The sequence below is a fragment of the Kitasatospora sp. NPDC057223 genome (genome assembly GCF_042669755.1).
GTDB lineage: Bacteria > Actinomycetota > Actinomycetes > Streptomycetales > Streptomycetaceae > Kitasatospora.
Window position 1 is genome coordinate 1 of record NZ_JBHUWW010000049.1, and the last position, 25,269, is coordinate 25,269.

19 protein-coding genes are annotated in these 25,269 nt (G+C 74.3%); 11 read left to right on the forward strand and 8 right to left on the reverse strand.

All coding sequences use genetic code 11. The features are described from left to right. Nucleotides 1–89: 89 nt before the first annotated feature. A complete protein-coding gene (locus ACFUK0_RS18825) occupies nt 90–4,829 on the reverse strand; it encodes a DEAD/DEAH box helicase (protein ID WP_380251592.1) in 4,740 nt (1,579 codons plus the stop codon). 249 nt (nt 4,830–5,078) lie between these two features. Between ACFUK0_RS18825 and ACFUK0_RS18830 the strand changes: the two genes are divergently transcribed. The 6 genes from ACFUK0_RS18830 to rny all read left to right on the forward strand — a co-directional run bounded on the left by ACFUK0_RS18830 (nt 5,079) and on the right by rny (nt 12,198). Continuing rightward, a complete protein-coding gene (locus tag ACFUK0_RS18830) occupies nt 5,079–6,647 on the forward strand; it encodes a S8 family serine peptidase (RefSeq protein ID WP_380251516.1) in 1,569 nt (522 codons plus the stop codon). A 31-nt stretch (nt 6,648–6,678) separates the two neighbouring features. Then, on the forward strand, nt 6,679–6,873 hold the full coding sequence (locus ACFUK0_RS18835) for a DUF3046 domain-containing protein (protein ID WP_380251518.1): 195 nt from the start codon (nt 6,679–6,681) through the stop codon (nt 6,871–6,873). Between the two features lie 88 nt (nt 6,874–6,961). Continuing rightward, nucleotides 6,962–8,281 carry an AI-2E family transporter gene (locus tag ACFUK0_RS18840; RefSeq protein ID WP_380251520.1) on the forward strand — a complete coding sequence of 440 codons (1,320 nt, stop codon included), beginning with the start codon at nt 6,962–6,964 and terminating at the stop codon, nt 8,279–8,281. Nucleotides 8,282–8,457: 176 nt separating this feature from the next. Further along, a complete protein-coding gene (gene recA / locus ACFUK0_RS18845; RefSeq protein WP_380251522.1) occupies nt 8,458–9,582 on the forward strand; it encodes a recombinase RecA in 1,125 nt (374 codons plus the stop codon). A gap of 7 nt (nt 9,583–9,589) precedes the next feature. Further along, entirely contained in the window at nt 9,590–10,456 is an 867-nt protein-coding gene (gene recX, locus ACFUK0_RS18850; RefSeq protein WP_380251524.1) for a recombination regulator RecX, read from the forward strand. A 287-nt stretch (nt 10,457–10,743) separates the two neighbouring features. Further along, nucleotides 10,744–12,198: a ribonuclease Y gene (rny, locus tag ACFUK0_RS18855; RefSeq protein WP_380251526.1), complete on the forward strand. Its 1,455-nt coding sequence runs from the start codon at nt 10,744–10,746 to the stop codon at nt 12,196–12,198. 19 nt (nt 12,199–12,217) lie between these two features. Here rny and ACFUK0_RS18860 read toward each other — a convergent pair whose 3' ends face one another. The 5 genes from ACFUK0_RS18860 to ACFUK0_RS18880 form a co-directional block, all read right to left on the reverse strand. Next, nucleotides 12,218–13,909: an FAD-dependent monooxygenase gene (locus tag ACFUK0_RS18860; RefSeq protein WP_380251528.1), complete on the reverse strand. Its 1,692-nt coding sequence runs from the start codon at nt 13,907–13,909 to the stop codon at nt 12,218–12,220. A 125-nt stretch (nt 13,910–14,034) separates the two neighbouring features. Further along, nucleotides 14,035–14,886, reverse strand: coding sequence for an amino acid ABC transporter permease (locus ACFUK0_RS18865; protein ID WP_380251530.1), 852 nt, complete (start codon nt 14,884–14,886; stop codon nt 14,035–14,037). Continuing rightward, entirely contained in the window at nt 14,883–15,533 is a 651-nt protein-coding gene (locus ACFUK0_RS18870) for an amino acid ABC transporter permease (protein ID WP_380251532.1), read from the reverse strand. The genes ACFUK0_RS18865 and ACFUK0_RS18870 overlap by 4 nt, the downstream gene beginning before the upstream one ends. A gap of 57 nt (nt 15,534–15,590) precedes the next feature. Then, nucleotides 15,591–16,499, reverse strand: a complete 909-nt coding sequence (locus tag ACFUK0_RS18875) for a glutamate ABC transporter substrate-binding protein (RefSeq protein ID WP_380251534.1) — start codon at nt 16,497–16,499, stop codon at nt 15,591–15,593. Nucleotides 16,500–16,630: 131 nt separating this feature from the next. Beyond that, the gene (locus ACFUK0_RS18880) at nt 16,631–17,407 is read right to left on the reverse strand and encodes an amino acid ABC transporter ATP-binding protein (protein ID WP_380251536.1); all 777 of its coding nucleotides are present in this window, start codon (nt 17,405–17,407) and stop codon (nt 16,631–16,633) included. A gap of 440 nt (nt 17,408–17,847) precedes the next feature. On the opposite strand from ACFUK0_RS18880, the gene ACFUK0_RS18885 reads away from it, so the two are divergent. Both ACFUK0_RS18885 and ACFUK0_RS18890 read left to right on the forward strand, forming a co-directional pair. Beyond that, nucleotides 17,848–18,633 carry a response regulator transcription factor gene (locus ACFUK0_RS18885; protein WP_380251538.1) on the forward strand — a complete coding sequence of 262 codons (786 nt, stop codon included), beginning with the start codon at nt 17,848–17,850 and terminating at the stop codon, nt 18,631–18,633. A 6-nt stretch (nt 18,634–18,639) separates the two neighbouring features. Continuing rightward, the gene (locus ACFUK0_RS18890; RefSeq protein ID WP_380251540.1) at nt 18,640–20,052 is read left to right on the forward strand and encodes a sensor histidine kinase; all 1,413 of its coding nucleotides are present in this window, start codon (nt 18,640–18,642) and stop codon (nt 20,050–20,052) included. 30 nt (nt 20,053–20,082) lie between these two features. Here the strand turns inward: ACFUK0_RS18890 and ACFUK0_RS18895 are convergent, their stop codons facing one another. Next, the gene (locus ACFUK0_RS18895) at nt 20,083–21,099 is read right to left on the reverse strand and encodes a TAXI family TRAP transporter solute-binding subunit (RefSeq protein WP_380251542.1); all 1,017 of its coding nucleotides are present in this window, start codon (nt 21,097–21,099) and stop codon (nt 20,083–20,085) included. A gap of 156 nt (nt 21,100–21,255) precedes the next feature. Between ACFUK0_RS18895 and miaB the strand changes: the two genes are divergently transcribed. After that, nucleotides 21,256–22,758 carry a tRNA (N6-isopentenyl adenosine(37)-C2)-methylthiotransferase MiaB gene (gene miaB / locus ACFUK0_RS18900; protein WP_380251544.1) on the forward strand — a complete coding sequence of 501 codons (1,503 nt, stop codon included), beginning with the start codon at nt 21,256–21,258 and terminating at the stop codon, nt 22,756–22,758. A 109-nt stretch (nt 22,759–22,867) separates the two neighbouring features. Next, on the forward strand, nt 22,868–23,566 hold the full coding sequence (locus ACFUK0_RS18905) for a class III extradiol dioxygenase subunit B-like domain-containing protein (protein WP_380251546.1): 699 nt from the start codon (nt 22,868–22,870) through the stop codon (nt 23,564–23,566). A 7-nt stretch (nt 23,567–23,573) separates the two neighbouring features. Here the strand turns inward: ACFUK0_RS18905 and ACFUK0_RS18910 are convergent, their stop codons facing one another. Then, entirely contained in the window at nt 23,574–23,957 is a 384-nt protein-coding gene (locus tag ACFUK0_RS18910; RefSeq protein WP_380251548.1) for an antitoxin, read from the reverse strand. Between the two features lie 157 nt (nt 23,958–24,114). Between ACFUK0_RS18910 and miaA the strand changes: the two genes are divergently transcribed. Next, entirely contained in the window at nt 24,115–25,053 is a 939-nt protein-coding gene (miaA, locus tag ACFUK0_RS18915) for a tRNA (adenosine(37)-N6)-dimethylallyltransferase MiaA (RefSeq protein ID WP_380251550.1), read from the forward strand. The last annotated feature ends 216 nt before the right edge of the window (nt 25,054–25,269 follow it).

A 25,269-nucleotide genomic window follows, 5' to 3' on the forward strand; every position in this document is an offset into this window, starting at 1 on the left:
CAGGAGGCCACCCGAGCGATTCGGGTGGCCTCCCCACGGCCGTCGCCGTATCTCCGGCGGCCGGTGGTGACACGGCGGCAGACGCCGGGTCAGGGGCGCAGCCGCAGGCCGCGCGGGGTCGGGTGGAACCCGGCCTCCTCCAGTGCCGCGCCCAGCGGCGAGGTCAGGGCGGGCTCCCCGTTGGCGCGCTCCACCGTCACACTGCCGAGCGCACCGTCGCGGACGGCTCCGGCCAGTGCCCGGGCGGCCAGCTCGCGGGTGGCGGTGTCCTCGGGCCAGGCCAGCAGGGACTTCCCGCCGCGCTCCACGTACAGCGCCAGCTCGCCGTCCACCAGGACGACCAGGGCGCCGGCCTTGCGGCCGGGGCGGTGCGCGCCGGCCGCCCGCCGGCCGTCCTCCGGGGCGGCCGGGGCCTCCGGCCAGGGCAGGGCGGCGCCGTAGGCGTTGGCGGGGTCGGCGGCGGCCAGCACGAGCAGCTGCGGCGGCTCGCCGCCCGGGCTGCCGGGCCACTCGGTCGCGCGGGTGCGCTCCAGGCGGCTGCTGACGGCGCGCAACCGGTCGGCCGCGCCCTCCATGGCGAACTGCGCCCCGCCGAGCCCCTCCACGAAGTACCCGCGGCGGGCCCGGCCGCGCTCCTCCATCGCGGCGAGCACCCGGTACACCCCGGCGAAGCCGCCGGGGACGCGCTCGGCGGCCACCGTGCCGCGGGTCAGCAGGCCGTGCCGGTCGAGCAGGCTCTGCGCGCGGGCGGTCGCCCGGACGGTCGGGTCGGTGGCGAAGCCCGGTAGCAGCGACCACCGCCCGGCCACCGTCGGCGGCCCCGTCCGGACGCCGCCGGGGGCCACCCGGCCCAGCCCCCGCCCCGCGCCGCCGTACCGGCCGCGCGGTGTGCCGCGGGGCGCCCGGTGCGCGGTGGCGCCCGCCGTCCGGCCCGAGCCGAGCAGGGCGCGCAGCGGGGCGAGGGTGTCGTTGGTGACGTACCCGGCCCAGAGGAGGTCCCAGAGGGCCTCGACGATCCCGGCCTCCGGCACGGGGGCGGCGCCCGGCCCGTCCGGCCCCCCGGCCTGGACCCGCTCGGCCAGCTGACGGAAGAACAGGCCGTACCCGCCCGCCAGGGCCTCCAGCAGCGCGCTGTGCACGGGCGTCAGGGAGAGCGGGACGGGCTCGGGGCGCAGCAGGTGCGAGTTCTCGGCGAGATGCAGGCTCACCCAGCCGTCCTTGCCGGGCAGGGCGCCGGCGCCGGACCAGCTGATCTCGCCCGCCGCCGTCAGCTCGTCCAGCATCGCGGGGTGGTAGTCCGTCAGCCGGGCCGGCAGGACGAGCTTCTCCAGCGCGGAGGCGGGCAGCGCCGTGCCCTGCAACTGCTCGACCACCCGGACCAGGCCGTCCGGGCCGCGCAGGCGGTGTCCGGCCAGGTGCTGCCACTGCGGGAGGAAGGCGGCCAGTGCGCGCGGCGGCACCGCCTCGACCTCCTGGCGCAGCGCCGCCAGTGAACGCCGGCGCAGCCGGCGCAGCACCTCGGCGTCGCACCACTCCACGGTGGCGGTGTGGCCCTCCACCGGACGGAACTCGCCCTGGACGAGGCGGCCGGCGGCGGTCAGCCGCTGCAGGCAGCCGGTGACGACCGCCGACCCCAGGCCGAACCGGCCGGCCGCCTCGGGGGCGGTGAACGGCCCGTGGGTGCGGGCGTAGCGGGCCAGCAGGTCGCCCAGCGGGTCCTTCACCGGCTCGGTGAAGGCCTCGGGGACGCCGACCGGCAGCGGGGTGCCCAGCGCGTCCCGCAGGCGTCCGGAGTCCTCGATCGCGGCCCAGCGCGGCTCGCCGCCGATCCGGACCTGGACGGCCCGGCGGGACGCCTCCAGTTCGAGTGCCCAGAGCGGTTCGGCGCCCCTGGCCGCCAGCTCGGCCTCGCCCAGCGGGCCGAGCAGCCGCAGCGCGTCGGCGACTCCCTCGGCGTCCTTGATCCGGCGCTCGGGGGTGAGGCGCTGGAGCTCCGCCTCCAGTTCGGCGAGCACCGCTGGGTCCAGCAGTTCGCGCAGTTCGGCCTGGCCGAGCAGCTCCGACAGCAGCCGGGAGTCGAGTGCGAGGGCGGCCGCGCGGCGCTCGGCGAGCGGTGAGTCGCCCTCGTACAGGAACTGCGCGACGTAGCCGAACAGCAGTGAGCGGGCGAAGGGGGACGGCTCGGGGGTGGTGACCTCGACCAGGCGGACGGCGCGGGACTCCAGATCGCTCATCAGCTCGACCAGCCCGGGCACGTCGAAGACGTCCTGGAGGCACTCGCGGACGGCCTCCAGGACGATCGGGAAGGAACCGTACTCGGAGGCGACCTCCAGCAGCTGTGAGGCGCGCTGGCGCTGCTGCCAGAGCGGTGTGCGCCGGCCCGGGCTGCGCCGGGGGAGCAGCAGGGCGCGGCCGGCGCACTCGCGGAAGCGGGAGGCGAACAGGGCGGAGCCGCCGACCTGGTCGGTGACGAGCTGTTCGATCTCGCCGGAGTCGAACAGCGCGGCGTCGGCGCCCACCGGTGCCTCGTCCGCCCCGCTGCCCGGGTTCCCGGCGGCGGGGGCGGACGGGCCGGCCGGGGCGGCGAAGTCGAAGTCGGCGGAGAGCAGGTCGGCGTCCGGCAGGCGCAGCACGATGCCGTCGTCGGCGTGCATGACCTGTGGGTCCAGCCCGTGCTTCTCGCGCAGCCGGGCGCCGATGGCCAGCGCCCAGGGCGCGTGCACCTGGGCACCGAAGGGCGAGTGGATGACGATCCGCCAGTCGCCCAGCTCGTCGCGGAAGCGCTCGACCACGATGGTCCGGTCGTCGGGCAGGTGGCCGCAGGCGGCGCGCTGCTCGGCGAGGTAGCTGAGCAGGTTGCCGCAGGCCCAGTCGTCCAGGCCGGCCGCCCGGAGGCGCTCGGTGGCCCGCTCCGGGTCGAGCGTGCCCAGCTCCCGTACGAAGGCGCCGAGCGCCCGGCCGAGCTCCAGCGGGCGCCCGAGGGTGTCGCCCTTCCAGAACGGGAGCCGGCCGGGCACCCCGGGGGCGGGGGTGACCAGCACCTTGTCGTGGGTGATCTCCTGGATCCGCCAGGAGGTGGTGCCGAGGGTGAAGACGTCGCCGACCCGGGACTCGTAGACCATCTCCTCGTCCAGCTCGCCGACCCGGCCGCCGCCCTTCTTCCCCGTCTTCGAGTCGGATGCACTGGTGCCCGCGATGAAGACGCCGAACAGGCCGCGGTCGGGGATCGTGCCGCCGGAGGTGACGGCGAGCCGCTGGGCGCCGGGCCGGCCGGTGACCGTGCCGGCGACGCGGTCCCAGACCAGGCGCGGGCGCAGCTCGGCGAAGGCGTCCGAGGGGTAGCGCCCGGCGAGCATGTCGAGCACCGCCTCGAAGGCGGACTGCGGGAGGGCGGCGAACGGCGCGGCGCGGCGGACGAGGGCCAGCAGGTCGTCGACCGCCCAGGTGTCCAGCGCGGTGATCGCGACGAGCTGCTGGGCCAGCACGTCGAGCGGGTTGCGGGGGATCCGCAGCGCCTCGATCCGCCCGGCCCGCATCCGCTCGGTGACCACGGCGGACTGCACGAGGTCGCCCCGGTACTTGGGGAAGAACACGCCCCGGGAGACGGCGCCGACCTGGTGCCCGGCCCGGCCGACCCGTTGCAGGCCGGAGGCGACCGAGGGCGGGGACTCGACCTGCACGACCAGCTCGACGGCGCCCATGTCGATGCCGAGCTCCAGGCTGGAGGTGGCGACCACGGCGGGCAGCCGGCCGGCCTTCAGCTCCTCCTCCACCAGGGCGCGCTGCTCCTTGGACACCGAGCCGTGGTGCGCGCGGGCCAGCACCGCGGGGGCGCCCCGGGCGGCCCCGGAGCCGCCCATCAGCTCGGCCGGCGCATGCGCCTCGGTGAGCGCCGCGCCCTCGGCGCGTTCGAGGGCGATCTCGTTGAGGCGGTTGCAGAGCCGCTCGGCCAGCCGGCGGGAGTTGGCGAACACGATCGTCGAGCGGTGCGCCTGGACGAGGTCGACGATCCGCTCCTCGACGTGCGGCCAGATCGAGTTCTGCCGGGCCGGGTCGGCGCCGGACCCGGCGTCGGAGCCCGGGCCGGCCGGGGCGGCGGGCAGGTCGGCCAGGTCGGCGACGGGGACGACGACGGAGAGGTCGAAGCGTTTGGCCGAGGCGGGCTGGACGATCGCGGCGCCGCGCTGCGGGCTCACGTAGCGCGCGACCTCCTCCACCGGGCGGACGGTGGCGGAGAGGCCGATCCGGCGTGCGGGGCGCTCCAGCAGCTCGTCGAGCCGCTCCAGGCTGAGCGCGAGGTGGGCGCCGCGCTTCGTCCCGGCGACGGCGTGCACCTCGTCCAGGATCACGGTGTCGATGCCCCGCAGGGCGTCCCGGGCGGCCGAGGTGAGCAGCAGGAACAGTGACTCGGGGGTGGTGATCAGGATGTCCGGCGGGTGGGTGGCGAAGCGCCGCCGGTCGGCCGCGGGGGTGTCGCCCGAGCGGATGCCGACCTGGACGTCCGGCTCCGGCAGCCCGAGCCGGACGGAGGCCTGGCGCAGCCCGGCGAGCGGGGCCCGCAGGTTGCGCTCGACGTCGACCGCCAGCGCCTTGAGCGGCGAGATGTAGAGGACCCGGCAGCGGCGCCTGGGGTCGGCCGGGGGCGGGGTGCTGCTCAGGTGGTCGAGGGCGGAGAGGAACGCGGCGAGCGTCTTGCCCGAGCCGGTGGGGGCGACGACCAGGACGTCGGTGCCCTGCCGGATCGCGCGCCAGGCCTCGGTCTGTGCGTCGGTCGGGGCGGTGAAGGCACCGGTGAACCAGGCCCGGGTGGCCGGGGCGAAGCCGGCCATCGGGTCGGGCGCGGCAGCGTCGGTCGGGGCGGCGGGCTGCTGGTCGGGGGTGCGGGGCGCCATGCCCCCATGGTGCCGGGTGTCACTGACAACGGGCTGGTGCGGCGGGGCGGGCGAGGGGCGGCACCGGGCCGGTCCGCCCGGTCCGCCCGGGTGCCGTAGCCGAAAAGGACAAAAGTGATAATCGGCTTCTATCGTGATAAATCAGACCCATGACCCGGGCGGGGCCGAGGAGCGGAGACCGGCGAGATGGAGCAGGTCAGGCAGACCGGCGGCGGTTCGAGGTCGCGCAGGGGCCCGCTGCGGGTCCTGCTGGGCATGCTGCTGACCGCCCTCGTCCTCGGCGGCGCCGTCCCGTACGTCGCCGGCCCCGGCCGCTCCTATCTCAGCTACCTGGTGCTCGCCGACCGCACCGACGGCCAGGGCACGACCCTGGCCGCCGCCGAGTCCCGCGCGGCCGGCGGGGAGGTCGTGCAGGACTACCCGCAGATCGGCGCCGTCCTGGTGTACGCCACGGACGGCTTCGCCGACAGCGTCCGGCTCCGGCCCGGGATCGCCGCCGTCGGCGCCACCAGGACCGCCCCCGTCCCCGGCCCGCCCCGCCCGCTCGGCGGCGCCGGGGACTTCCTGGCCGGCACCGCCGCGGACCGGGTGAGCGCCGCCGACCGGGCCACCGGCGCCGGCCCGGCCCCGGGCACGAGCGCCGCCGAGAGCGGCGACGACTCCACCGCGACGGTGCCCGACCCCGGCGAGCAGGACGGCTGGAACATCGCGATGCTCGGCAGCGCCGCCCGCCCCGGCGCGGACACCTCCACCGCGCTGCTGCGCACCCCGACGGCCGACCGCGGTGTGCCCGACCCCGAGCAGCTGCGCAAGGTGATGGTGGCGGTGCTCGACTCCGGCGTCGACGACACCCACCCCGACCTGCGCAGCGCCGTCGACCCCAAGAGCTCCGCCTCCTGCGCCGACGGCCGCCCCGACGCGCGCTCCGGCGCCTGGCGTCCCGACCCGGGCGTCAACGAGAGCGGTCACGGCACCCATGTGGCCGGGATCGTCGGCGCCGCCCGCGACGGCCACGGCGTCATGGGGGTCGCCCCGGGCGTGCGGATCGGCGCCGTCCGGCTGCTCGGTCCGCTCGGCCAGTACTACGCCGAGAACATTGTCTGCGGGATGCTGTGGGCCGCCGACCACGGCGCCAAGGCGATCAACAACAGCTACTTCGCCGACCCCTGGAAGTACAACTGCCCCGACGAGCCGGACCAGGCCGCCGAGGTCATGGCGGTGGCCAGGGCGGTGGACTACGCCCGCGCGAAGGGCGCCGTGGTGGTCGCCTCGGCCGGCAACGACGGCCAGGACCTGGGCGCGGCCCGCACCGACGAGCGCAGCCCCAACGACCGGACCTCCGGGCCGGCCCTGAGCCGCCACCTGGGCGTCGAGTGCATCCGGCTCCCCGGCGAACTGACCGGCGTGGTGACCGTCACCTCGGTCGACCGCGACGGCCGGCCGTCCGGCTACACCAACTTCGGCCGCGGCCGGGTCTCGCTGGCCGCGCCCGGCGGCGACCCCGACGGCGGCGCCGAGAGCGCGATCGTCTCCGACTGGCCGGACGGGCAGTACACCGCGCTGGCCGGCACCTCGATGGCCGCCGCCCACGTGACCGGCGCCGTCGCCGTCGCGGCCGTCCTGCACCCCGACTGGGGCTCCGACCGGCTGGCCGCGCTGCTGGCCGGCACGGCGGCCGCCGCCTGCCCGCCGGTGGCCAGGGGATGCGGCGACCGGCAGTACTACGGCGCCGGCGTCGTCACCCTGCCGCACTGAGCGCCGGGGGCCGGTCCGGGATAATGGGCGCATGAGGCTGACCGAGTTCTGGCGACGGATGTACGAGCACTTCGGCGAGGTGTATGCGGAGTCCTTCGCGTCCGACCACCTGATGAGCGAGCTCGGCGGGCGGACGGTGCGCCAGGCGCTGGAGGCCGGCTGGGAGGCCAAGGACGTCTGGCGGGTGGTCTGCGAGACCCAGGGCGTGTCCGCGCTGCTGCGCTGACGCACCGGCGGCGGCGCGCTGACCGGCGGCGACCCACCGGGGCCGGGGCCGGGCGTTTGCCACCGGCGGCATGGGCGAGACTGTGCGAGTGGTAAGCAGCCCAGAATCCCAGAAATCGGACACCCCGCCCGAGGCGCCCGCGGCGCCCCCCGGCCCGGACGCCGGGCCGCCGCCACCCTCCCGGCCGGAGGGCCTGCGGGCCCTCGGCGGCCGGAGCGGCGCGATGCCGCGCTGGCTGCCCCGCGCGATGGTGCTCGCTCTGGTACTGCTGGGGCTCTTCAAACTGGCCGACTGGGCCTTCCACCAGCTGATCGACCTGTTCGTGATGCTGCTGGTCGCGTTCTTCCTCTCGCTCGCGCTGGAGCCCGCCGTCGACCGGATGGCGGCCCGCGGGATACGCCGCGGCCTCGGCACCTTCCTGGTGTTCGTCGCGGTGGCGGTGGCCATCGTGGGGTTCCTGACGGCGCTCGGGACGCTGCTGGTGGACCAGGTGGCGAAGATCGCCGGAGACCTGCCGCACCTGGTCGACGACCTGATCCACTGGATCAACCAGACGTTCCACCAGGATCTCTCGCTGGACGAACTGCGCAAGCGGCTCCTGAAGGACTCCGGGAGCATCGAGACGTACGCCCAGCAGGCCGCCGACAACATCTGGGGCGTCTCCAGCACCCTGATCGGCGGGCTCTTCCAGGCCTTCACGGTCGGCCTGTTCACCTTCTACTTCACCGCCGAGGGCCCGCGGGTGCGCCGCACCGTCTGCTCGCTGCTGCCGCCCGCCGTGCAGGGCGAGGTCCTGCGGGCCTGGGAGATCGCGCTCGCCAAGACCGGCGGCTACCTCTACTCCCGGGCCCTGCTCGCGATCGTCTCGGCGGCGGCGCACTGGATCATGTTCGCGGTGCTGGACCTGCCGTACGCGGCCGCGCTGGCGGTCTGGGTCGGGGTGATGTCGCAGTTCGTGCCGACCATCGGCACCTACCTCGCGGGCGCGCTGCCGGTGTTGGTCGCGCTGACGGTGCAGCCGGTGGACGCGCTCTGGGTGCTCGCGTTCGTGGTGGTCTACCAGCAGATCGAGAACTACCTGCTGCACCCGAGGATCACCGCGCGGACGGTGGACGTGCACCCCGCGGTGGCCTTCGGCTCGGTGATCGCCGGCGCCGCGCTGCTCGGCGCCGTGGGCGCGCTGATCGCCATCCCGGCGGCGGCCACCCTGCAGGGCTTCGTCGGGACGTACGTCCGCCGCTACGAGGTGGCGACGGACCCGCGGATCGACCGGGGCGAGCAGCGCCGGGCGGCCCGCTGGGAGCGGCGCCGGCAGACGGCGCGCCGGTTGCGGTCGATGGTGGGCGGCGGCGCCGACCGGGACGATTCCGCAGGCGGGGGGCCTGATGGCGGTGGCGGCAAGGGTTGACGGCGGTGGCGGCAGGGAGTAGGGCCTTGCGTTTCCGCTTGAATCGAACATATGTTCTTTGTACTGTCCGGCGGTGACTTCTCCACAGGTGGAGCCCGGTCGGGGCCGATTGTCAGTGGGACGCGCTAGCGTCGAGGACGATGAAGCGCACAGCACAGAACCCGAGGGTGGAAGCCATGGCAGGCACGGACCGCGAGAAGGCTCTTGAGAACGCCCTCGCCCAAATTGAGCGGCAGTTCGGCAAGGGATCGGTGATGCGCCTCGGCGACCAGTCCCGCGCCCCGATCGACGTGATCCCGACCGGATCCACGGCCCTGGACGTCGCGCTCGGCGTCGGCGGCCTGCCGCGCGGCCGGGTCGTCGAGATCTACGGCCCCGAGTCCTCCGGCAAGACCACGCTGACCCTGCACGTGGCGGCCCAGGCCCAGAAGCTCGGCGGCACGGTCGCCTTCGTGGACGCCGAGCACGCCCTCGACCCGGAGTACGCCAGGAAGCTCGGCGTCGACACCGACGCCCTGCTGGTCAGCCAGCCGGACACCGGCGAGCAGGCGCTGGAGATCACCGACATGCTGATCCGCTCCGGCGCCGTCGACCTGATCATCATCGACTCCGTCGCGGCGCTCGTCCCCCGCGCCGAGATCGAGGGCGAGATGGGTGACTCGCACGTCGGCCTGCAGGCCCGCCTGATGAGCCAGGCGCTGCGGAAGATCGCGGGTGCGCTGAACCAGTCGAACACCACGGCGATCTTCATCAACCAGCTGCGCGAGAAGATCGGCGTCATGTTCGGCTCGCCCGAGACCACCACCGGTGGCCGTGCGCTGAAGTTCTACGCCTCCGTGCGCCTGGACATCCGCCGGATCGAGACGCTGAAGGACGGCACCGACGCGGTCGGCAACCGCACCCGCGTCAAGGTCGTCAAGAACAAGGTGGCCGCGCCGTTCAAGCAGGCCGAGTTCGACATCCTCTACGGCCACGGCATCAGCTGGGAGGGCGGCCTGATCGACATGGGTGTCGAGAACGGCTTCATCCGCAAGGCCGGCGCCTGGTACACCTACGAGGGCGACCAGCTCGGCCAGGGCAAGGAGAACGCCCGCAACTTCCTGCGTGACAACCCGCAGCTCGCCGAGGAGATCGAGAAGAAGATCAAGGAGAAGCTCGGCATCGGCCCGAAGACCGAGACTCCGGCGGAGGGCGCCCCGGCCCCGGCTGCCGACGCCGCCGAGGGCACTGCCAAGCCGATCACCGCGACCGCCGCCAAGACGACCGCGGCCAAGAAGACGGCGGCGGCCGCCAAGGCCTGATCCGTCGATGCAAGGCAGCGAGGAGTACGAGCCCCGTCCCGGGGCCGGCGGCAGAGCGCCGGCCCCGGGGGAGGCGGGCCCGGCCGACGGCCGGGGCCCGGCCCACCGGTGCGCGAACGGCATCGGCGGCGCCGCGGCGCAGAGCCCGGAAGCCTTCCTCACCCCCGCCTCCGAGCTGCCCGGCGGGCGCCGCCGGCGCCGCTCGGCGCTGTGGGAGGAGAGCGGCGACCCGGCCTTCGCGGGCGGCGCGAGCGGTCCGGCGGCAGCGGAAGCCGCCGACGGGCCCGGCCGGCGCCGCGGCGGCCGGGAGCGCGGCCGCCGGCAGGCGGGCACCGAACGGCCCGGGCGCGGCAACCCGCCCCCGGAGGAGAGTGACCCGGCGGCGCGGGCCCGCGACATCTGCCTGCGGCTGCTCACCGGCACGGCCAAGACCCGCAAGCAGCTCGCCGACGCCCTGCGCAAGCGCGAGATCCCGGACGACGTGGCCGAACAGGTGCTGACCCGGCTGGAGGAGGTCGGGCTGATCGACGACGCGGCCTTCGCGGACGCCTGGGTCGAATCCCGGCACGCGGGCCGGGGGCTGGCCCGCCGCGCCCTGGCCCAGGAACTGCGGACCAGAGGCGTGGCCGGCGAGCTGGTCGAACAGGCGGTGGCCCAGGTCGACGCCGAGGACGAGAGCGTCTCGGCCCGCGCCCTGGTCGACCGCAAGCTGCGCGCGACCCGTGGGCTGGAGCGCCAGGCGAGGACGCGTCGGCTGGTCGGCATGCTGGCCCGCCGCGGCTACTCGGAGGGGCTGGCCTACCGGGTCGTCCGGGAGGCGCTGGCCGAGGAGTCCGGCGAGGGCGGCGAGCACGACGAGCCCGGTGGGTGGTGATGCCGCGTCAGGCGGATTCGAAGTCAACTCTCGATCGCATCTTGACCCTTTCGTAACCTGCGCCTAGCCTCGCAAGAGTGAGGGAGCACTTCGATCACGTCTCGGGCAGGCATGCACAGAATCGGTCGGAGTCGGCCGGGTGCGGTCTGCTCCACTTGCCGAATGCCCCGTAGTCGAGGCTGAGCGGGCCTCACCGGCCTGCGTCCCGGGCCCCGGCAGGCCCCTCACCACCGTGACAGCAGAGCGCGCCCTGCCAGCAGGGCGCGCAGGGACGGGGAGTGGGCCGGATGAAGATCGCGGTGGGTGCCGGATCGATCGCTTCCCTGGTGATGGCCGGTGTCCTGGTCGTCGTGCTGGCCCTGACCTGGCTGATGATCCGCCGGCTGCAGGCCGCCCAGCGCCGGGCGGCCCGGGAGAGCGCACAGGTCCGTGAGTGGGCCGAGCAGCAGACCTCGCACCTGCGCGGGGAGCTGGACCGGCGGGAGGAGCGGCTCGCCGAGGAACTCCGCAGGCTGCGCGAGCAGGAGAGCGAACTGAGCGGCCGGGCCGTCGAACTGGACCGGGCCCGTGGCGAGGTACGGGAGCTGGAGGCCGGGCGCCGGGCCGCGCTGGAGCGGGTCGCGGGGCTCAGCGTCGAGCACGCCCGGGCCGAGCTGGTGCGCGAGGCCGAGGCGGAGGCCAGGCACGAGGCCGCGCTGTCCGTCCGGGAGATCGAGCGGACGGCGAAGGCCGAGGCGGACGGGCGTGCCCGGGAGATCATCGCCGGGGCCGTCCAGCGCCTCGCCAGCGAGCAGACCGCGGAGACGGTGGTCTCGGTGTTCCGGCTGCCCGGCGAGGACATGAAGGGCCGGATCATCGGTCGTGAGGGCCGCAACATCCGGGCCTTCGAGGCCGTCACCGGCGTCAACCTGATCGTCGACGACACCCCCGAGTCGGTGCAGCTGTCCTGCTTCGACCCCGTCCGCCGGGAGACCGCCCGGCTGACCCTGGAGACACTCGTCGCGGACGGGCGGATCCACCCGGTGCGGATCGAGGAGGTCCACGAGCGCAGCCGGGCCGAGGTCGAGCGGCTCTGCGTACGGGCCGGGGAGGACGCCGTGCTGGCCGCCAAGGTCGGCGAGCTGGACCCGCAGCTCGTCCGGCTGCTCGGAACCCTGCGCTACCGGACGTCGTACGGCCAGAACGTGCTCGGGCACCTGGTGGAGTCCGCGCACATCGGCGGGATGATGGCGGCGGAACTGGGAGTGGACGCCACCCTGGTGCGCCGGGCCACCCTGCTGCACGACATCGGCAAGGCCCTCACCCACGAGGTCGAGGGCAGTCATGCGGCGATCGGCGCGGAGCTGGCCCGCCGGCACGGGGAGTCGGCGGAGGTCGTCCACGCGATCGAGGCGCACCACGGCGAGGTGGACCCGAAGACGGTGGAGGCCGTGCTGACCCAGGCCGCCGACGCCTGCTCGGGCGGGCGGCCCGGCGCGCGGCGCGAGTCGGTGGAGACCTACGTACGGCGGCTGGAGCGGCTGGAGGAGATCGCGGGGGCCCACGACGGGGTGTCGAAGGTCTACGCGATGCAGGCCGGGCGGGAGGTGCGGGTGATGGTGCAGCCGGACGTGGTGGACGACCTGCGGGCGCAGGTCATCGCCCGGGAGGTCGCGAAGCGGGTGGCGCAGGAGCTGACCTACCCGGGCCAGATACGGATCACGGTGGTGCGGGAGAGCCGGGTCACGGCGGTCGCGCGGTAGGGGTCGCCCGGCCGGGCCGTCAGGCGGCCGGCTCGGGGGCGCCGGCCAGTGGGGCGGGGCCGCCGCGCGCGTCGTTGGCCAGGGCCTGGAGGCCTTCGGCGTGGCAGCCCTGGGTCGTCCCGACGAGGTGGCCGTCCGGCCGGATCAGCAGGACGGTGTGCGGGGCGGCACCCGGGTAGTCCTCGGTGACCAGCACTTCGGCGGGCACCGGGAGGGCGGCGGCCACCTCGGCCAGCCGCGGCATCAGGCCGGCGCCGAGCCAGTGCTGGGCGGACCAGACGGCGGTGCCGGGGGCGACCAGCAGCAGCAGGAAGGTCGCGCCCAGGCGGGCGTGCAGCTGGTCGGCGGCGCCGTCCATGGCGAGGACGGGCAGATCGGGGACGAGGACGCCCGGCGCGGTCGCGGGCAGCAGTTCGGTCAGGGAGGTGCCGCGCCCGCCGCCGCGCTGGACGGGTACCCGGCCGGGCACACCGGAGGGCGCCGCCGGGTAGGCGGGGGCGCCGCCGAACCGGCCGGTGCCGAGCTGGCCGTCGGCGAGCAGCGGGGCGTGCTTGCGGAAGGAGCCGGTGAGCAGCGAGCGGCGGGTCTGCTGCCAGCCGCGCAGCGGGCGCAGCAGCGGCATGGTCTGGTCGACGGCGCGCAGCCGGGCGCCGACGGCGCCGCGGCGCTCCGCCTCGTACCCGTCGAGCAGGGAGCCGCCGGGCTGCCCGCTGCCCGCGGCGGGCGGCAGGTGCCAGGCGAGGGCGAGGCGCCAGGCCAGGTTGTCGGCGTCGCGCAGCCCGTCGGCGAGGTTCTGCATGCCGAGGGCGCCGTGCAGGTGGGCGGCGTCGCCGGCCAGGAAGCAGCGGCCGCTGCGGAAGCGGGCGGCGAGCCGCTGCTGGGCGGTGTGGTCGGCGGCGGCGAGCAGGTCGTAGCGGGGGAGTTCGCCGCACCAGCCGGTCAGGGTGGCCTGGACCCGGGAGAGCAGGGTGTCGCCGGTGACGATGCCGGGCCAGGTGGCGTGCGGGTCGACCGGTTCGGTGGGGGCGGGCCGGCCCGGGGGCAGCCGCCAGTCGAGCCGCCAGAGGCCGTCCGGCAGTGGTCGGGCGGAGGCTTCGCGGTCGCCGCGCCACGGCGGCTCGCGGTGCAGTCTGGCCTCGCCGGGGAAGGGCAGGTCGACCCGGACGGTGGCGACGGCGTGCCGGTCGACGGCCGGGCGGCCGGGAAAGCGGATCTTGAGCAGTTTGCGGACGGCGGAGCGGGCGCCGTCGCAGCCGACCAGGTGGCTGCCGCGCCACCAGGTCTCGGTGCCGTCCTGCGGGTTGCGGGTGCGGACGCTGACCCCGTCGTGGTCCTGTTCGAGTTCGACCACCCGGCTGAGCGGGGTGAGCCGGACGAGGGGCGTGCCGGTGAGGGCGTCCCGCAGGCCGCGCTGGAGGCGGTGCTGGGGCAGGTGCAGGGCGGGCGAGGCGGCGAGGCCGACCCGCAGCACCTCCTGGCGGCGGCGCCAGATGGCGAAGCTGTCCCACTGGGCGGCGTCGGAGGCGGCCCTGGTGTACCCGAGGCGGGCCAGGAAGGCGGCGGTGTCGCTGCCGAGGACGACGCTGCGGGGCCCTTCCGGGCACAGGCCGGTGCCCTCGTCCAGGACGATGGTGGGCACGTCGTGCCGGGCGAGCGCGAGGGCCAGGGCCAGGCCGACCGGCCCGGCCCCGACCACGATCACCGGGTCCACGGGGGTACCTCCGGCCCGGCCGGGCGGCGGCAGGCCGACGCTCGGGTCGAGGGGGCGTCATATGCCGCGAGGATGGTCCCGGGTGGTGTCACGAAGAGCAATGCAACAGATCACCTGCGTGTCCGTCAAGCAGCGGTCGGTGTGCGCCGGTTCGCGCCGCGTCGGCCGCGCGCCTCGATGCGCTGGGCCAGCGCGGTCAGCAGCAGGCACAGGGCGATGTAGATGGGGCTGATCACCAGGACCACGGGGATGTACGGGAAGCCCTCGGAGGTGGGGGACTGGGTGGCGATCGCCTTGCCGATGTACAGCAGCTCGCCGTAGGTGATGACGTAGCCGAGCGAGGTGTCCTTGAGGGTCACCACCATCTGCCCGATGATCGCCGGCAGCATCGACCGGACGGCCTGCGGCACCAGGATGAGCGTCATGACCTGGCTCTTGCGCAGCCCGATGGCGTAGGCGGCCTCGGCCTGCCCGCGCGGTACGGCGTTGACACCCGTACGGATGATCTCGGCCTGGACCGAGCCGTTGTACAGGGTGAGGCCGAGGACGACCGCCCACAGCGGGGTCTTCGTGAAGAAGGCGTAGTACAGCGCCACCATCAGGATCAGCAGCGGCATCGCGCGGAAGAACTGCACGAACGCGGTGGCCGCCCAGCGCAGCGGCCGGTGGTCGGAGAGCCGGCCGGCCGCCAGCAGGGCGCCGAGCACCAGGGAGAACAGCGCGGCCAGCGCGAACGCCTTGAGGGTGTTCAGGATGCCGTCGACGATCCGCTGCTGGACGTTGGTGTACTGGAACGGCTCCCACAGGGCCGAGGCGAACTGGTTGTTGCTCGCCAGGCTGTCGTACGCGTACCAGAGCAGTGCGGCGATGGCGAGCACGGACAGCACACCGAAGAGCCGGTAGCGGGCCTTCGCGCGCGGGCCGGGTGCGTCGTACAGGACGCCGGCCGATTCGGAACGGGTGAAGAGGGCGCTCATCGGGCCACCGCCAGTACGTTCTCCAGGGTGCGGAACAGCAGGTTCACGGCGGCGCTGATCGCCAGGTAGGCGAGAGCCACCCAGAAGAAGATCGCGAAGATCGAGTACCCGAGTTCCGACAGGGTCTGCTGGACGTGGAACAGTTCGTTGACGCTGAACGCACCCGCGATCGCCGAGTTCCTCGGCAGCGCGATGAACACACTGCTCAGCGGCGGCAGCACGGTACGGCCCGCCTGCGGCAGCACCACCAGCCGCAGGGTCTGGCCGAACGTCATGCCCAGACTGCGGGCCGCCTCGGCCTGCCCCAGCGGGACGGTGTTGATGCCGGAGCGCAGCACCTCGCAGACGAAGCTGCTGGTGTAGGTGGAGAGCGCGAGCACCGCGAAGGTGAGGTGGCCGAGGTGCACGCCGAGCGCCGGCAGACCGAACTCGACGGCGAAGAACAGCAGGGTGAGCGGGGTGTTCCGGAAGATCGTCACCCAGGTCGTGCCGAACGCGCGCAGCGCCGGAACGGGGGAGACCCGGAAGGCCGCCAGCAGGGTGCCCAGCAGCATGGCGAACACGGCGCTCAGCACGCTCAGTTCCACCGTCTGCAGGAAACCGTCGCGGAACAGCGCGAAGTTGCCGTCCTCGAACAGTATGCCCATCCGGCGGCCCTCCTCTCGGTCTAAGTGCCTGGCCCCGTAGGAGGGGTCAGGTGCGGATCAGTAGCGGACCAGCGCCGGGATCTCGGGCGCCGGGGAGCCGGACAGGCCGAGGGTGGCGTCGTACGCCTTCTTCCAGTCGCCGTTGTCCTGGTGCGCCTTGATGGCGTCGCTGATCGCGTCGCGCAGCACCTTGTCGTCCTTGTTCAGGCCGACGCCGTAGTTCTCCTTGGTGAACGGCTTGCCGACCACCTTGAGCTTGCCGGCGAACTTGGAGGCGAAGCCCTTGAGGATGGCGTCGTCGGTGGTGACCGCGTCGACCTCGCCGGAGAGCAGCTTCTCCACGCAGGCCGAGTACCCGTCGTACTGGGTGATCTTCGGGCCGTACTTCTCGATGTTCTTGATCGAGGTGGAGCCCGTCGCGGTGCAGACGTTCTTGTCCTTGGTGGTCTCCGGACCGGTGATCGCCGTGTTGTCCTTGCCCACCAGGAGGTCCTGGCCCGCGATGTAGTACGGGCCCGCGAAGGAGACCGACTTCTTGCGCTCGTCGTTGATGCTGTACGTGCCGACGTAGTAGTCGATCTTGCCGCTGGAGATGGCCGGCTCGCGCTGCGAGGAGACCAGCGTCTGCCACGTGATCTGGTCCGGCGAGAAGCCGAGGTCGGCGGCGACCATCTTGGCGATCTCGATGTCGAAGCCGTTGCGGGTGTTGGTCGAGAGGTCCTCGAAGCCGAGGAACGGCTGGTCGGCCTTGGCGCCGATGATCAGCTTGCCGCGGCTCTTGGCGTCCGCGAAGGTCTTCGAGCCGTCGAGCTTGACGTCCGTCTTGACCGGGTAGGTCGGCAGCTGCGGTGCGCCGGAGGCACCGGCGGCCTTGTCGCCGGGCGAACCGTCCTTGCCGCACGCGGCGGTGGTGGCGGTGAGCGCGACGGCACAGAGCGCGGCGGCGATGATGCGACGAGTCCTCATGAGGGTTGCTCTCCTCGGGGCAGGGCCACGGGTCAACCGGGCGCTGGTAGCTGGAAGTTCCGTGCGGGGGCGGGCGGGCACGCCCTCGGGCCGTCGGCCCCCGGCACACTGATACTGGATCAACTCCGCGGTCAGTGGTGCAGGATCTTCGAAAGGAAGTCCTTGGCGCGGTCGCTGCGCGGGGCGGTGAAGAAGGCCTCGGGGGTGTTCTCCTCGACGATCCGGCCGTCCGCCATGAACAGCACGCGGTTGGCCGCGGAGCGGGCGAAGCCCATCTCGTGGGTGACGACGACCATCGTCATGCCGTCGGCGGCGAGCTGGCGCATCACCTCCAGCACCTCGTTGATCATCTCGGGGTCGAGGGCCGAGGTCGGCTCGTCGAAGAGCATGACCTTGGGGTTCATCGCCAGGGCGCGGGCGATCGCCACCCGCTGTTGCTGCCCGCCGGAGAGCTGCGCCGGGTACTTGTCGGCCTGGGCGCCGACGCCCACCCGGTCGAGCAGTTCACGGGCGGTCGCCTCGGCCTGCGCGCGGGGCACCTTGCGCACCTTGACCTGGCCGAGAACCACGTTCTCCAGCACGGTCTTGTGCGCGAACAGGTTGAAGCTCTGGAACACCATGCCGACGTCGGCCCGGAGCCTGGCCAGTTCCTTGCCCTCGGCGGGCAGCGGGCGGCCGTCGATGCTGATGCTGCCGGAGTCGATGGTCTCCAGGCGGTTGATGGTGCGGCAGAGGGTGGACTTGCCCGACCCCGACGGGCCGATCAGGACCACGACCTCGCCCTGCGCGATCCGCAGGTTGACGTCCTGAAGGACGTGCAGCGCACCGAAGTGCTTGTTCACCTTGTCCAGCACCACCAGTGGGCTGCCGGGGGCGGTGATCGAGTCGGTGGCGGTGCTCTCGGTCATCGCGCCTTGCTCCCTCGTGTCGGCCCCGGGTGAACTCCCGTGGGCGGCAGTGCCGGTGGTGCGGCGTCCGGACCGGGTGTCGTCCCGGGACGCTTCGTCCGGTGATGCTACGTCCGCTGACGCCGCGTCGGTGCCGGAATGCCGTGCTGGTACGGGACGGTGGTGCCGGACGTCGGTTCGGGACCGGGGGCCGGAGCCGGCGGAGCCCGCAGCCCCCGGTGGGGCGACCCTAGGATCCGTGACGATGCCACGTCAGCCGATCTGAGCGGAACTTGAGGATCACGATCCGGCCACGTCCGACACCCCGCCGCGGCCGCCCGCCGGACCCGGGGCGCGCGGGCGGTGGCCGGGGGTGACCGAGCCTGGCGTCCGGCGGGCCACCTGGCCCATACTGCCCAGGACCGGGGTCCGCCCGGCGGGACCTGCGGGAAGGAGGAAGGATGCGACTGCTCCTCGTCGAGGACGACGAGCGCGTCGCCGCGGCACTCGTCGCGGTGCTGGGCCGGCACGGCTTCCAGGTCAGGCACGCCCGCAGCGGCCACGAGGCACTGGACGCGCTGGTGCCCGACGGCAACGAGCCGTACCGGGTGGTGCTGCTCGACCTCGGACTGCCCGACCGCGACGGCTTCGAGGTCTGCAGCCGGATCAGGGCCGGCAGCGGCGTGCCCGTGATCATGGTGACCGCCCGCGCCGACATCCGCTCCCGGATCCACGGCCTCAACCTGGGCGCCGACGACTACGTCACCAAGCCCTACGACATGGGCGAGCTGCTCGCCCGCATCCACGCGGTGGCGCGCCGCGGCGCGACCCCGGCCGCCGCGCCCGCCCCCGCGGCGGACGACAGCGTGCCCGCACCCAGGGGCCCGCTGGAGTCGCGCGGCATCCTGATCGACCGCGAGCGGCGCCGGGTCAGCGTGGACGGCCGCGACGTACCGCTCACCCGCAAGGAGTTCGACCTGCTGGCGCTGCTCGCGCAGAGCCCCGGCGTGGTCTACCGGCGGGAGCAGATCTTCAGCGAGGTCTGGCGCAGCGGCTGGGAGGGCAACGGCCGCACCCTGGAGGTGCACATCGGTTCGCTGCGCACCAAGCTCGCGCTGCCCGGCCTGGTGGAGGCCGTCCGGGGCGTGGGGTACCGGCTGATCCCCGAGTCGCCGCTGCCGCCGCCCCAGCCCCAGGAGCCCGCGGCGCCGGCCGCCGGGGCCCCGCCGGCCGGTCCGGAGCACTGACGGCCCGTGCGCACCCGCCTGCTGGGCATCCTGCTCTCCCTGATGGCCTGCGTGCTGGCCGCCCTCGGGCTGCCGCTGGCCGCCGCCGTCGCCGCGGCCGAGCAGAGCAGGGTGGTCGTCGACCGGCTCGACGACGCCGCCCGGTTCGCCCAGGACCTGCCCGACCCGGCCCCGGCCGCCGCCGAGACGGCGGCGCCCGCCGACAACAGCCGGCGCAAGGCACTGCGCGCGGAGGTCACCCGCTACCAGGAGCTCTACGGCGCCCGGATCGGCCTGTTCGCCCGCGACGGCAGCCCGATCGCGGTCGCGCCGGCCGACTGGACCGTGCCCACCGGCGGCTGGGGCGCGCAGGCGTTCCAGGAGGCACTGGACGGGCGGCGCAGCCACAACCCGCCGCAGGTCTGGCCGTGGACCCCGGACCGCACGCTCGCCATCGCGGCGCCGGTGGTCCGTGACGGCGACGTGGTCGCGGTGGTCCTCACCGAGTCCCCGACCGGCCCGCTGCGCTCCCGGGTGCTGCACCGCTGGCTGTTCATCGCGGCGGGCGAGGCGGTCGCGATGATCGTCGCCGTGCTGCTGGCGATGCGGCTCACCGAGTGGGTGCTGCGCCCGGTGCGCACCCTGGACCGGGCCACCCACGACATCGCCACCGGCCGGATGAACGCCCGGGTCGCCCCCGGCGGCGGCCCGCCCGAACTCCAGCGCCTGGCCGGCTCGTTCAACGAGATGGCCGACCACGTGGTGCTCGCCCTGGACCAGCAGAAGGCGTTCGTAGCGGACGCCTCGCACCAGCTGCGCAACCCGCTGGCGGCGCTGCTGCTGCGGGTCGAGCTGCTCGGCTTCGAACTGCCCGACGGGCACGAGGCGGAGCTCGGCGGGGTCCGTGAGGAGGGCGTCCGGCTGGCCCGGGTGCTGGACGACCTGCTGGGGCTGGCCACCGCCGAGCACGCCCGGCCCGAACCCGAACCGACCGACCTCGCGCCGCTGGTGCTGGCCCGGATGGACGCCTGGCGCCCGGTCGCCGACCAGCGCGGCATCGAGCTGGTCTGGGACGGCCCGCCGGCGGCTCCCGGGATGGCCGATCCGATCGGGTTCGGCAGCGCACTGGACGCGGTGCTGGACAACGCGCTGAAGTTCTCCCCGCCCGGCGGCCGGGTGCGGCTGCTGGTCGCCGTGCGCCGCGACGAGGTGGCGGTCACCGTCTTCGACGCGGGCCCGGGCCTGGACGAGGAGGAGCTCGACCGGGTCGGCGACCGGTTCTGGCGCAGCCCCCGCCACCAGAACGTGGACGGGTCGGGCCTCGGCCTGTCGATCGCCCGCACGCTGCTGCTGGCCGGCGGCGGCGAGCTCAGCTTCACGCCCGTCCGGCCGACCGGCCTGGCCGTGACGCTGGCCGTCCCGCGGCGGGCCGCGAAGTGACGGCGCGGGTCGGGAAACCTAGGGCGCGCCCTAGGGCTTGACCGAGCGGTAGTACCGCTTGGCGCCCTCGTGCAGCGGCAGCGGGTCGGTGTAGACGGCGGTGCGCAGGTCCACCAGCTGGGCGGCGTGCACCTTGGAGCCGATCCGGTCGCGGCTGTCTATCACCGCCGCGGTCATCCCCTGGACCAGGTCGATGTCCACGTCGTCCCGGGTGACCAGCAGGTTCGGCACGGCCACCGTCGCCACCGGTTCGTTCGGCGAGTTCGGGTAGGCGTTGGCCGGAATCGTCGCGGCCCGGTAGGCGTCGGTGCCGCCGCCCTCCGCCCGGTGCACGCCGTCCGCGAGGTCGCCGAGCGGCACGATCTTGATCGGGAACTGGGCGGACAGCTCGGCCAGTGCGCTCGTGGGCAGCCCGCCCGACCAGAAGAACGCGTCCAGCCCGCCCGTCCGCAGCTGGGTGGCGGCGTCGACGACCCCCAGCATCGCGGGCCGGATGTCGTGGTCCGGGTCCAGCCCGGCGGAGGACAGCAGCCGCCTGGTCACCAGGTTCACCCCGGACAGCGACTGGCCGACCCCGACCCGCAGGCCCTTGAGGTCGGCCGTCCGCTGCACCGTGGAGCCCGCCGGGACGACCAGCTGCAGGTAGTCGTCGTAGAGCCGGGCGATGGCCCGCAGCCGGTCCTTGCCCGGTCCGGTGTAGTCGGCGACGGAGTCCGCGGTGGCGATCGCGAAGTCGTCGCGCCCGGAGGTGACCCGCTCCAGGTTGTCGATCGAGCCCTGCGAGTTGTCCAGGTGCAGGCGCACCCCGGGCATCGCCCGGGCCACCTCCTCCTGCAGCAGCTGGCCGTACCGGTCGTACACGCCGCGCTGGACGCCGGTCGCGAAGCCCGTCGCCCCCGGCGGGTAGTCCGGGGTCCGCATCGAGGAGCCCCACCACCCGCCCAGCACGCCCGCCACCAGCACCGATGCCAGGACGGCCCGCCAGAGCCTGCTGCGGGCCGCCCTGCGGACGGCGGCGCCCAGACAGGCGGCGGGGGAGGCGGTCATGGGGGGATACTGCCAGCCCGGACCTGAGAAGGGGAGGGGAAGGCCGGTTGAAGGGACCGAGTTGTGACACCCGGCGCCGGCCCGTGCGGGGGCTGCCGTCGGGGCCGGCGCCGGGGCCCGGACGAGGCCGCCCGCCGTGCCCTTACCCTGGTCTGTGTGAGCGGTGACAGCGGATTGAAGAGCTACAAGGTCGTCACGTACGGCTGCCAGATGAACGTCCACGACTCCGAGCGCCTGTCCGGGCTGCTGGAGGACGCGGGCTACGTGAAGGCCGACCCGGCGGCCGGCGACCCCGACCTGGTGGTCTTCAACACCTGCGCGGTGCGCGAGAACGCCGACAACAAGCTGTACGGCAACCTCGGCCAGCTGGCCCCCGCGAAGACCCGCAACGAGGGCATGCAGATCGCCGTCGGCGGCTGCCTCGCCCAGAAGGACCGCGACACCATCGTGCGCAGGGCGCCCTGGGTCGACGTGGTCTTCGGCACCCACAACATCGGGCACCTGCCCGCGCTGCTGGAGCGCGCCCGCATCGAGCAGCAGGCCCAGGTGGAGATCCTGGAGTCGCTGGAGACCTTCCCCTCCACGCTGCCCACCCGCCGGGAGTCCGCGTACGCCGCGTGGGTCGCGATCTCGGTCGGCTGCAACAACACCTGCACCTTCTGCATCGTCCCCGCGCTGCGTGGCAAGGAGGAGGACCGCCGCCCCGGCGACGTCCTCGCCGAGATCGAGGCGCTGGTCGGCGAGGGCGTCATCGAGGTCACCCTGCTCGGCCAGAACGTCAACGCCTACGGGTCCGACCTGGGCGACCGCGAGGCGTTCTCCAAGCTGCTGCGCGCCGCCGGGCAGATCGAGGGCCTGGAGCGGATCCGCTTCACCTCGCCGCACCCGCGCGACTTCACCGACGACGTGATCGCGGCGATGGCCGAGACCCCGAACGTGATGCACCAGCTGCACATGCCGATGCAGTCCGGCTCCGACCGGGTGCTGAAGGCGATGCGCCGCTCGTACCGGCAGGACCGCTTCCTCGGCATCATCGACAAGGTGCGCGCCGCGATGCCGGACGCCGCCATCTCCACCGACATCATCGTGGGCTTCCCCGGCGAGACCGAGGAGGACTTCGAGCAGACCCTGCACGCCGTCCGCGAGGCCCGCTTCGCGAACGCCTTCACCTTCCAGTACTCCAAGCGCCCCGGCACGCCGGCGGCCGACATGGCCGACCAGGTGCCGAAGGCCGTCGTGCAGGACCGCTACAACCGGCTGATCGCCCTGCAGGAGGAGATCTCCTGGGAGGAGAACAAGAAGCAGGTCGGGCGGACGCTGGAGATCCTGGTCGCCGAGGGCGAGGGCAAGAAGGACGACCGCACCGCCCGGATCTCCGGCCGCGCGCCCGACAACCGGCTGGTGCACTTCGAGAAGCCCGCCGAGCCGGTACGGCCGGGCGACGTCGTCACCGTCCGGATCACCTACGCCGCCCCGCACCACCTGCTCGCCGAAGGGCCCACCCTGGCCGTGCGGCGCACCCGGGCCGGCGACGCCTGGGAGAAGCGCCAGGCCACCCCGGCCGCCAAGCCCGCCGGGGTGATGCTCGGCCTGCCCACCGTCGGCGCGCCCGCCCCCGCCCCGCTCGCGGCCCCGGCCGGCGCCTGCTGCGGCGACTGACCCACGGCTCCGCACGGCCCGGCGGGGGCTTCCCGGCCGGGCCGTGCGCCGTTCGTGGCCGCGCCGGGCCGCCCGCGGCGCCGGGCCCCGCCCGGCTAGAGTGACCGGCATGCTCGTAGCCGCCGCCGTGTGCCCCTGCCCGCCCCTGCTCGTGCCGGAGGTCGCCGCCGGAGCCGCGGCCGAACTGGAGCCGCTGCGCGCCGCCTGCGCGGAGGCCGTCGCCGAGCTGGTGGCGGCCGGGCCCGAGCTGATCGTCGTGGTCGGCACCGGGGCGGAGCCCGAGGTGTGGACGGACGGCGGGGCCGGCTCGTTCCGCCGCTACGGGGTCGACCTGGCCGTACGGCTGCCCTCCGGCGGGGTCGACGGGCCGGAGCTGGCCCCCTCCCTCACGGTCGGAGCCTGGCTGCTCGCCCGCGCCGGGGTGGCGCTGCCGACCCACGCCTGCGCGGTGCCGGCGGACTCGCCGGCCGAGCGGATGGCCGGGCTGGGCAAGGGCCTGGCCGCTCTCGCCGACCGGGTCGGCCTGCTCGTGATGGGCGACGGCAGCGCCTGCCGCTCGGTCAAGGCCCCGGGGTACCTGGACGACCGTGCCGAGGGATACGACGAGGCCGTGGCCCGGGCGCTCGGATCGGCCGACCTGGCGGCGCTGGGCGCGCTGGACGCCGGGCTCTCCGCCGAACTGCAGGCCGAGGGCCGCGCGCCCTGGCAGGTGCTGGCGGGCGCCGCCGAGGGCACCGGGCTGAGCGCCCGCCTCACCTACCAGGACGCGCCGTACGGCGTCGGCTACTTCGTCGCCTCCTGGAGCTGAGCACGGCTCACGGCTGAGCCGGGCCGGCCGGGCCCGGACCGGTCGGGCCCGGGCCGAACGGGCCAGTGGGATCAACGGGGCCGGCGGGGCCGGCAGGACGGGTGGGACCGGCGGGGTCCGCGGGCTTGTGCGCGAACTCGTCCACCGCGCCCTTGGCCTTGGTGGCCCCGTGCTCGATCCTGTCGCTGTACTTGCCCTTGGTGGCCTTGTCGATCGCCCCGCCGGCCTTGTCGACCACGTGGTCGATCTGCTCGCTGTGCTTGCCGGCCAGCTCGCTGGCCTTCTCCTTGAGCTCCTCGGCCTTGCTCTTGAAGTTGTCCATCATGCCCATGGCGCTGCCTCCCGTGTCGTGGCCGCCCGCCCGGGGCGGTTCGTCGTCCGTCTTCTTCAACGCCGTCCGGCACCGAGTCGTTCTCCGCTGCCCGGCGACCGGCCGACTACCCCTTCGGGGTGGAAGAAAACAGGTGATAGCGGTCGTATCCTCCCGCAGGAGGCCGGCTCCGGCGGGGACCGGACCGGCGCGGCGGCGGTTTTGCGAGACTTGGCCCGTGAGCAGCTCTCTTCCCACCCCTCCCCGCGTCGTCTCGGTGGTCGGCGCGACCGCCGCCGGCAAGTCCGACCTGGCCGTCGCCCTCGCCCGCAGCCTCGGCGGCGAGGTGATCAACACCGACTCGATGCAGCTCTACCGGGGCATGGACATCGGCACCGCCAAACTCACGATCGAGGAGCGGGCCGGCATCCCGCACCACCTCCTCGACGTCTGGCCGGTCACCGAGGCCGCCAGCGTCGCCGAGTACCAGCGCCTCGCCCGCGCCGAGATCGACCGGCTGCTCGCCGCCGGCCGGACGCCCGTCCTGGTCGGCGGCTCCGGCCTGTACGTCCGGGCGGCCATCGACGAGATGGAGTTCCCGGGGACCGACCCGGCGGTCCGGGCCCGGATCGAGGCCGAACTGGCCGAATCCGGCTCCGGGGCCCTGCACCTGCGGCTGGCCCGGCTGGACCCGGCCGCGGCCGAGGCCATCCTGCCGAGCAACGGCCGGCGGATCGTCCGCGCGCTGGAGGTCATCGAGATCACCGGCCTGCCGTTCACCGCCAACCTGCCCGGCAACACCGCCGTCTACGACGCCGTGCAGATCGGCGTCGCGGTGCCCCGCCCCGAGCTGGACGAGCGGATCACCCTGCGGGTCGACCGGATGTGGCAGGCCGGCCTGCTGGACGAGGTCCGCACCCTGGAGAAGGCCGGCCTGCGCGAGGGGCGGACGGCCTCCCGCGCGCTCGGCTACCAGCAGGTACTGGACCACTTCGCCGGTGACTGCACCGAGGACGAGGCGCGGGCCGAGACCGTCCGCGCGACCAAGCGCTTCGCCCGCCGCCAGGAGTCGTGGTTCCGCCGGGACGCCCGCATCCACTGGCTCGACCGCCCGGCCGGGGCGGACCCGTCGGAGCTGCTCCAGCGGTCGCTGGAACTGATCCGTGGTCAGATCTGAGCCGCGTACCGGCGGTATCCGGCCAATGCGGTGGTGCAGTTGCCCGGGCAGCTTCCCGTGCAGGACGAACCGGCGGTTACAGGCGGATCACGTCATGGCCACGGATCACCCGAAGACCCCTCGGGGCATGCTGTCCGCCACCCTGGACATGCCATCATCGACGCTAGAGACCGGCCGCACGGGCCGGCCGCACCGGCCGTTGGCCCGGACGCGTGT

Bases quoted from the DNA above. Each gene is read 5' to 3' on its own strand.
- ACFUK0_RS18825 (WP_380251592.1), bottom strand. From the start codon at position 4,829: ATGGCCGGCTTCGCCCCGGCCACCCGGGCCTGGTTCACCGGTGCCTTC.
- ACFUK0_RS18830 (WP_380251516.1), top strand. From the start codon at position 5,079: ATGGAGCAGGTCAGGCAGACCGGCGGCGGTTCGAGGTCGCGCAGGGGC.
- ACFUK0_RS18835 (WP_380251518.1), top strand. From the start codon at position 6,679: ATGAGGCTGACCGAGTTCTGGCGACGGATGTACGAGCACTTCGGCGAG.
- recA (WP_380251522.1), top strand. From the start codon at position 8,458: ATGGCAGGCACGGACCGCGAGAAGGCTCTTGAGAACGCCCTCGCCCAA.
- recX (WP_380251524.1), top strand. From the start codon at position 9,590: ATGCAAGGCAGCGAGGAGTACGAGCCCCGTCCCGGGGCCGGCGGCAGA.
- rny (WP_380251526.1), top strand. From the start codon at position 10,744: ATGAAGATCGCGGTGGGTGCCGGATCGATCGCTTCCCTGGTGATGGCC.
- ACFUK0_RS18865 (WP_380251530.1), bottom strand. From the start codon at position 14,886: ATGAGCGCCCTCTTCACCCGTTCCGAATCGGCCGGCGTCCTGTACGAC.
- ACFUK0_RS18870 (WP_380251532.1), bottom strand. From the start codon at position 15,533: ATGGGCATACTGTTCGAGGACGGCAACTTCGCGCTGTTCCGCGACGGT.
- ACFUK0_RS18875 (WP_380251534.1), bottom strand. From the start codon at position 16,499: ATGAGGACTCGTCGCATCATCGCCGCCGCGCTCTGTGCCGTCGCGCTC.
- ACFUK0_RS18880 (WP_380251536.1), bottom strand. From the start codon at position 17,407: ATGACCGAGAGCACCGCCACCGACTCGATCACCGCCCCCGGCAGCCCA.
- ACFUK0_RS18885 (WP_380251538.1), top strand. From the start codon at position 17,848: ATGCGACTGCTCCTCGTCGAGGACGACGAGCGCGTCGCCGCGGCACTC.
- ACFUK0_RS18895 (WP_380251542.1), bottom strand. From the start codon at position 21,099: ATGACCGCCTCCCCCGCCGCCTGTCTGGGCGCCGCCGTCCGCAGGGCG.
- ACFUK0_RS18905 (WP_380251546.1), top strand. From the start codon at position 22,868: ATGCTCGTAGCCGCCGCCGTGTGCCCCTGCCCGCCCCTGCTCGTGCCG.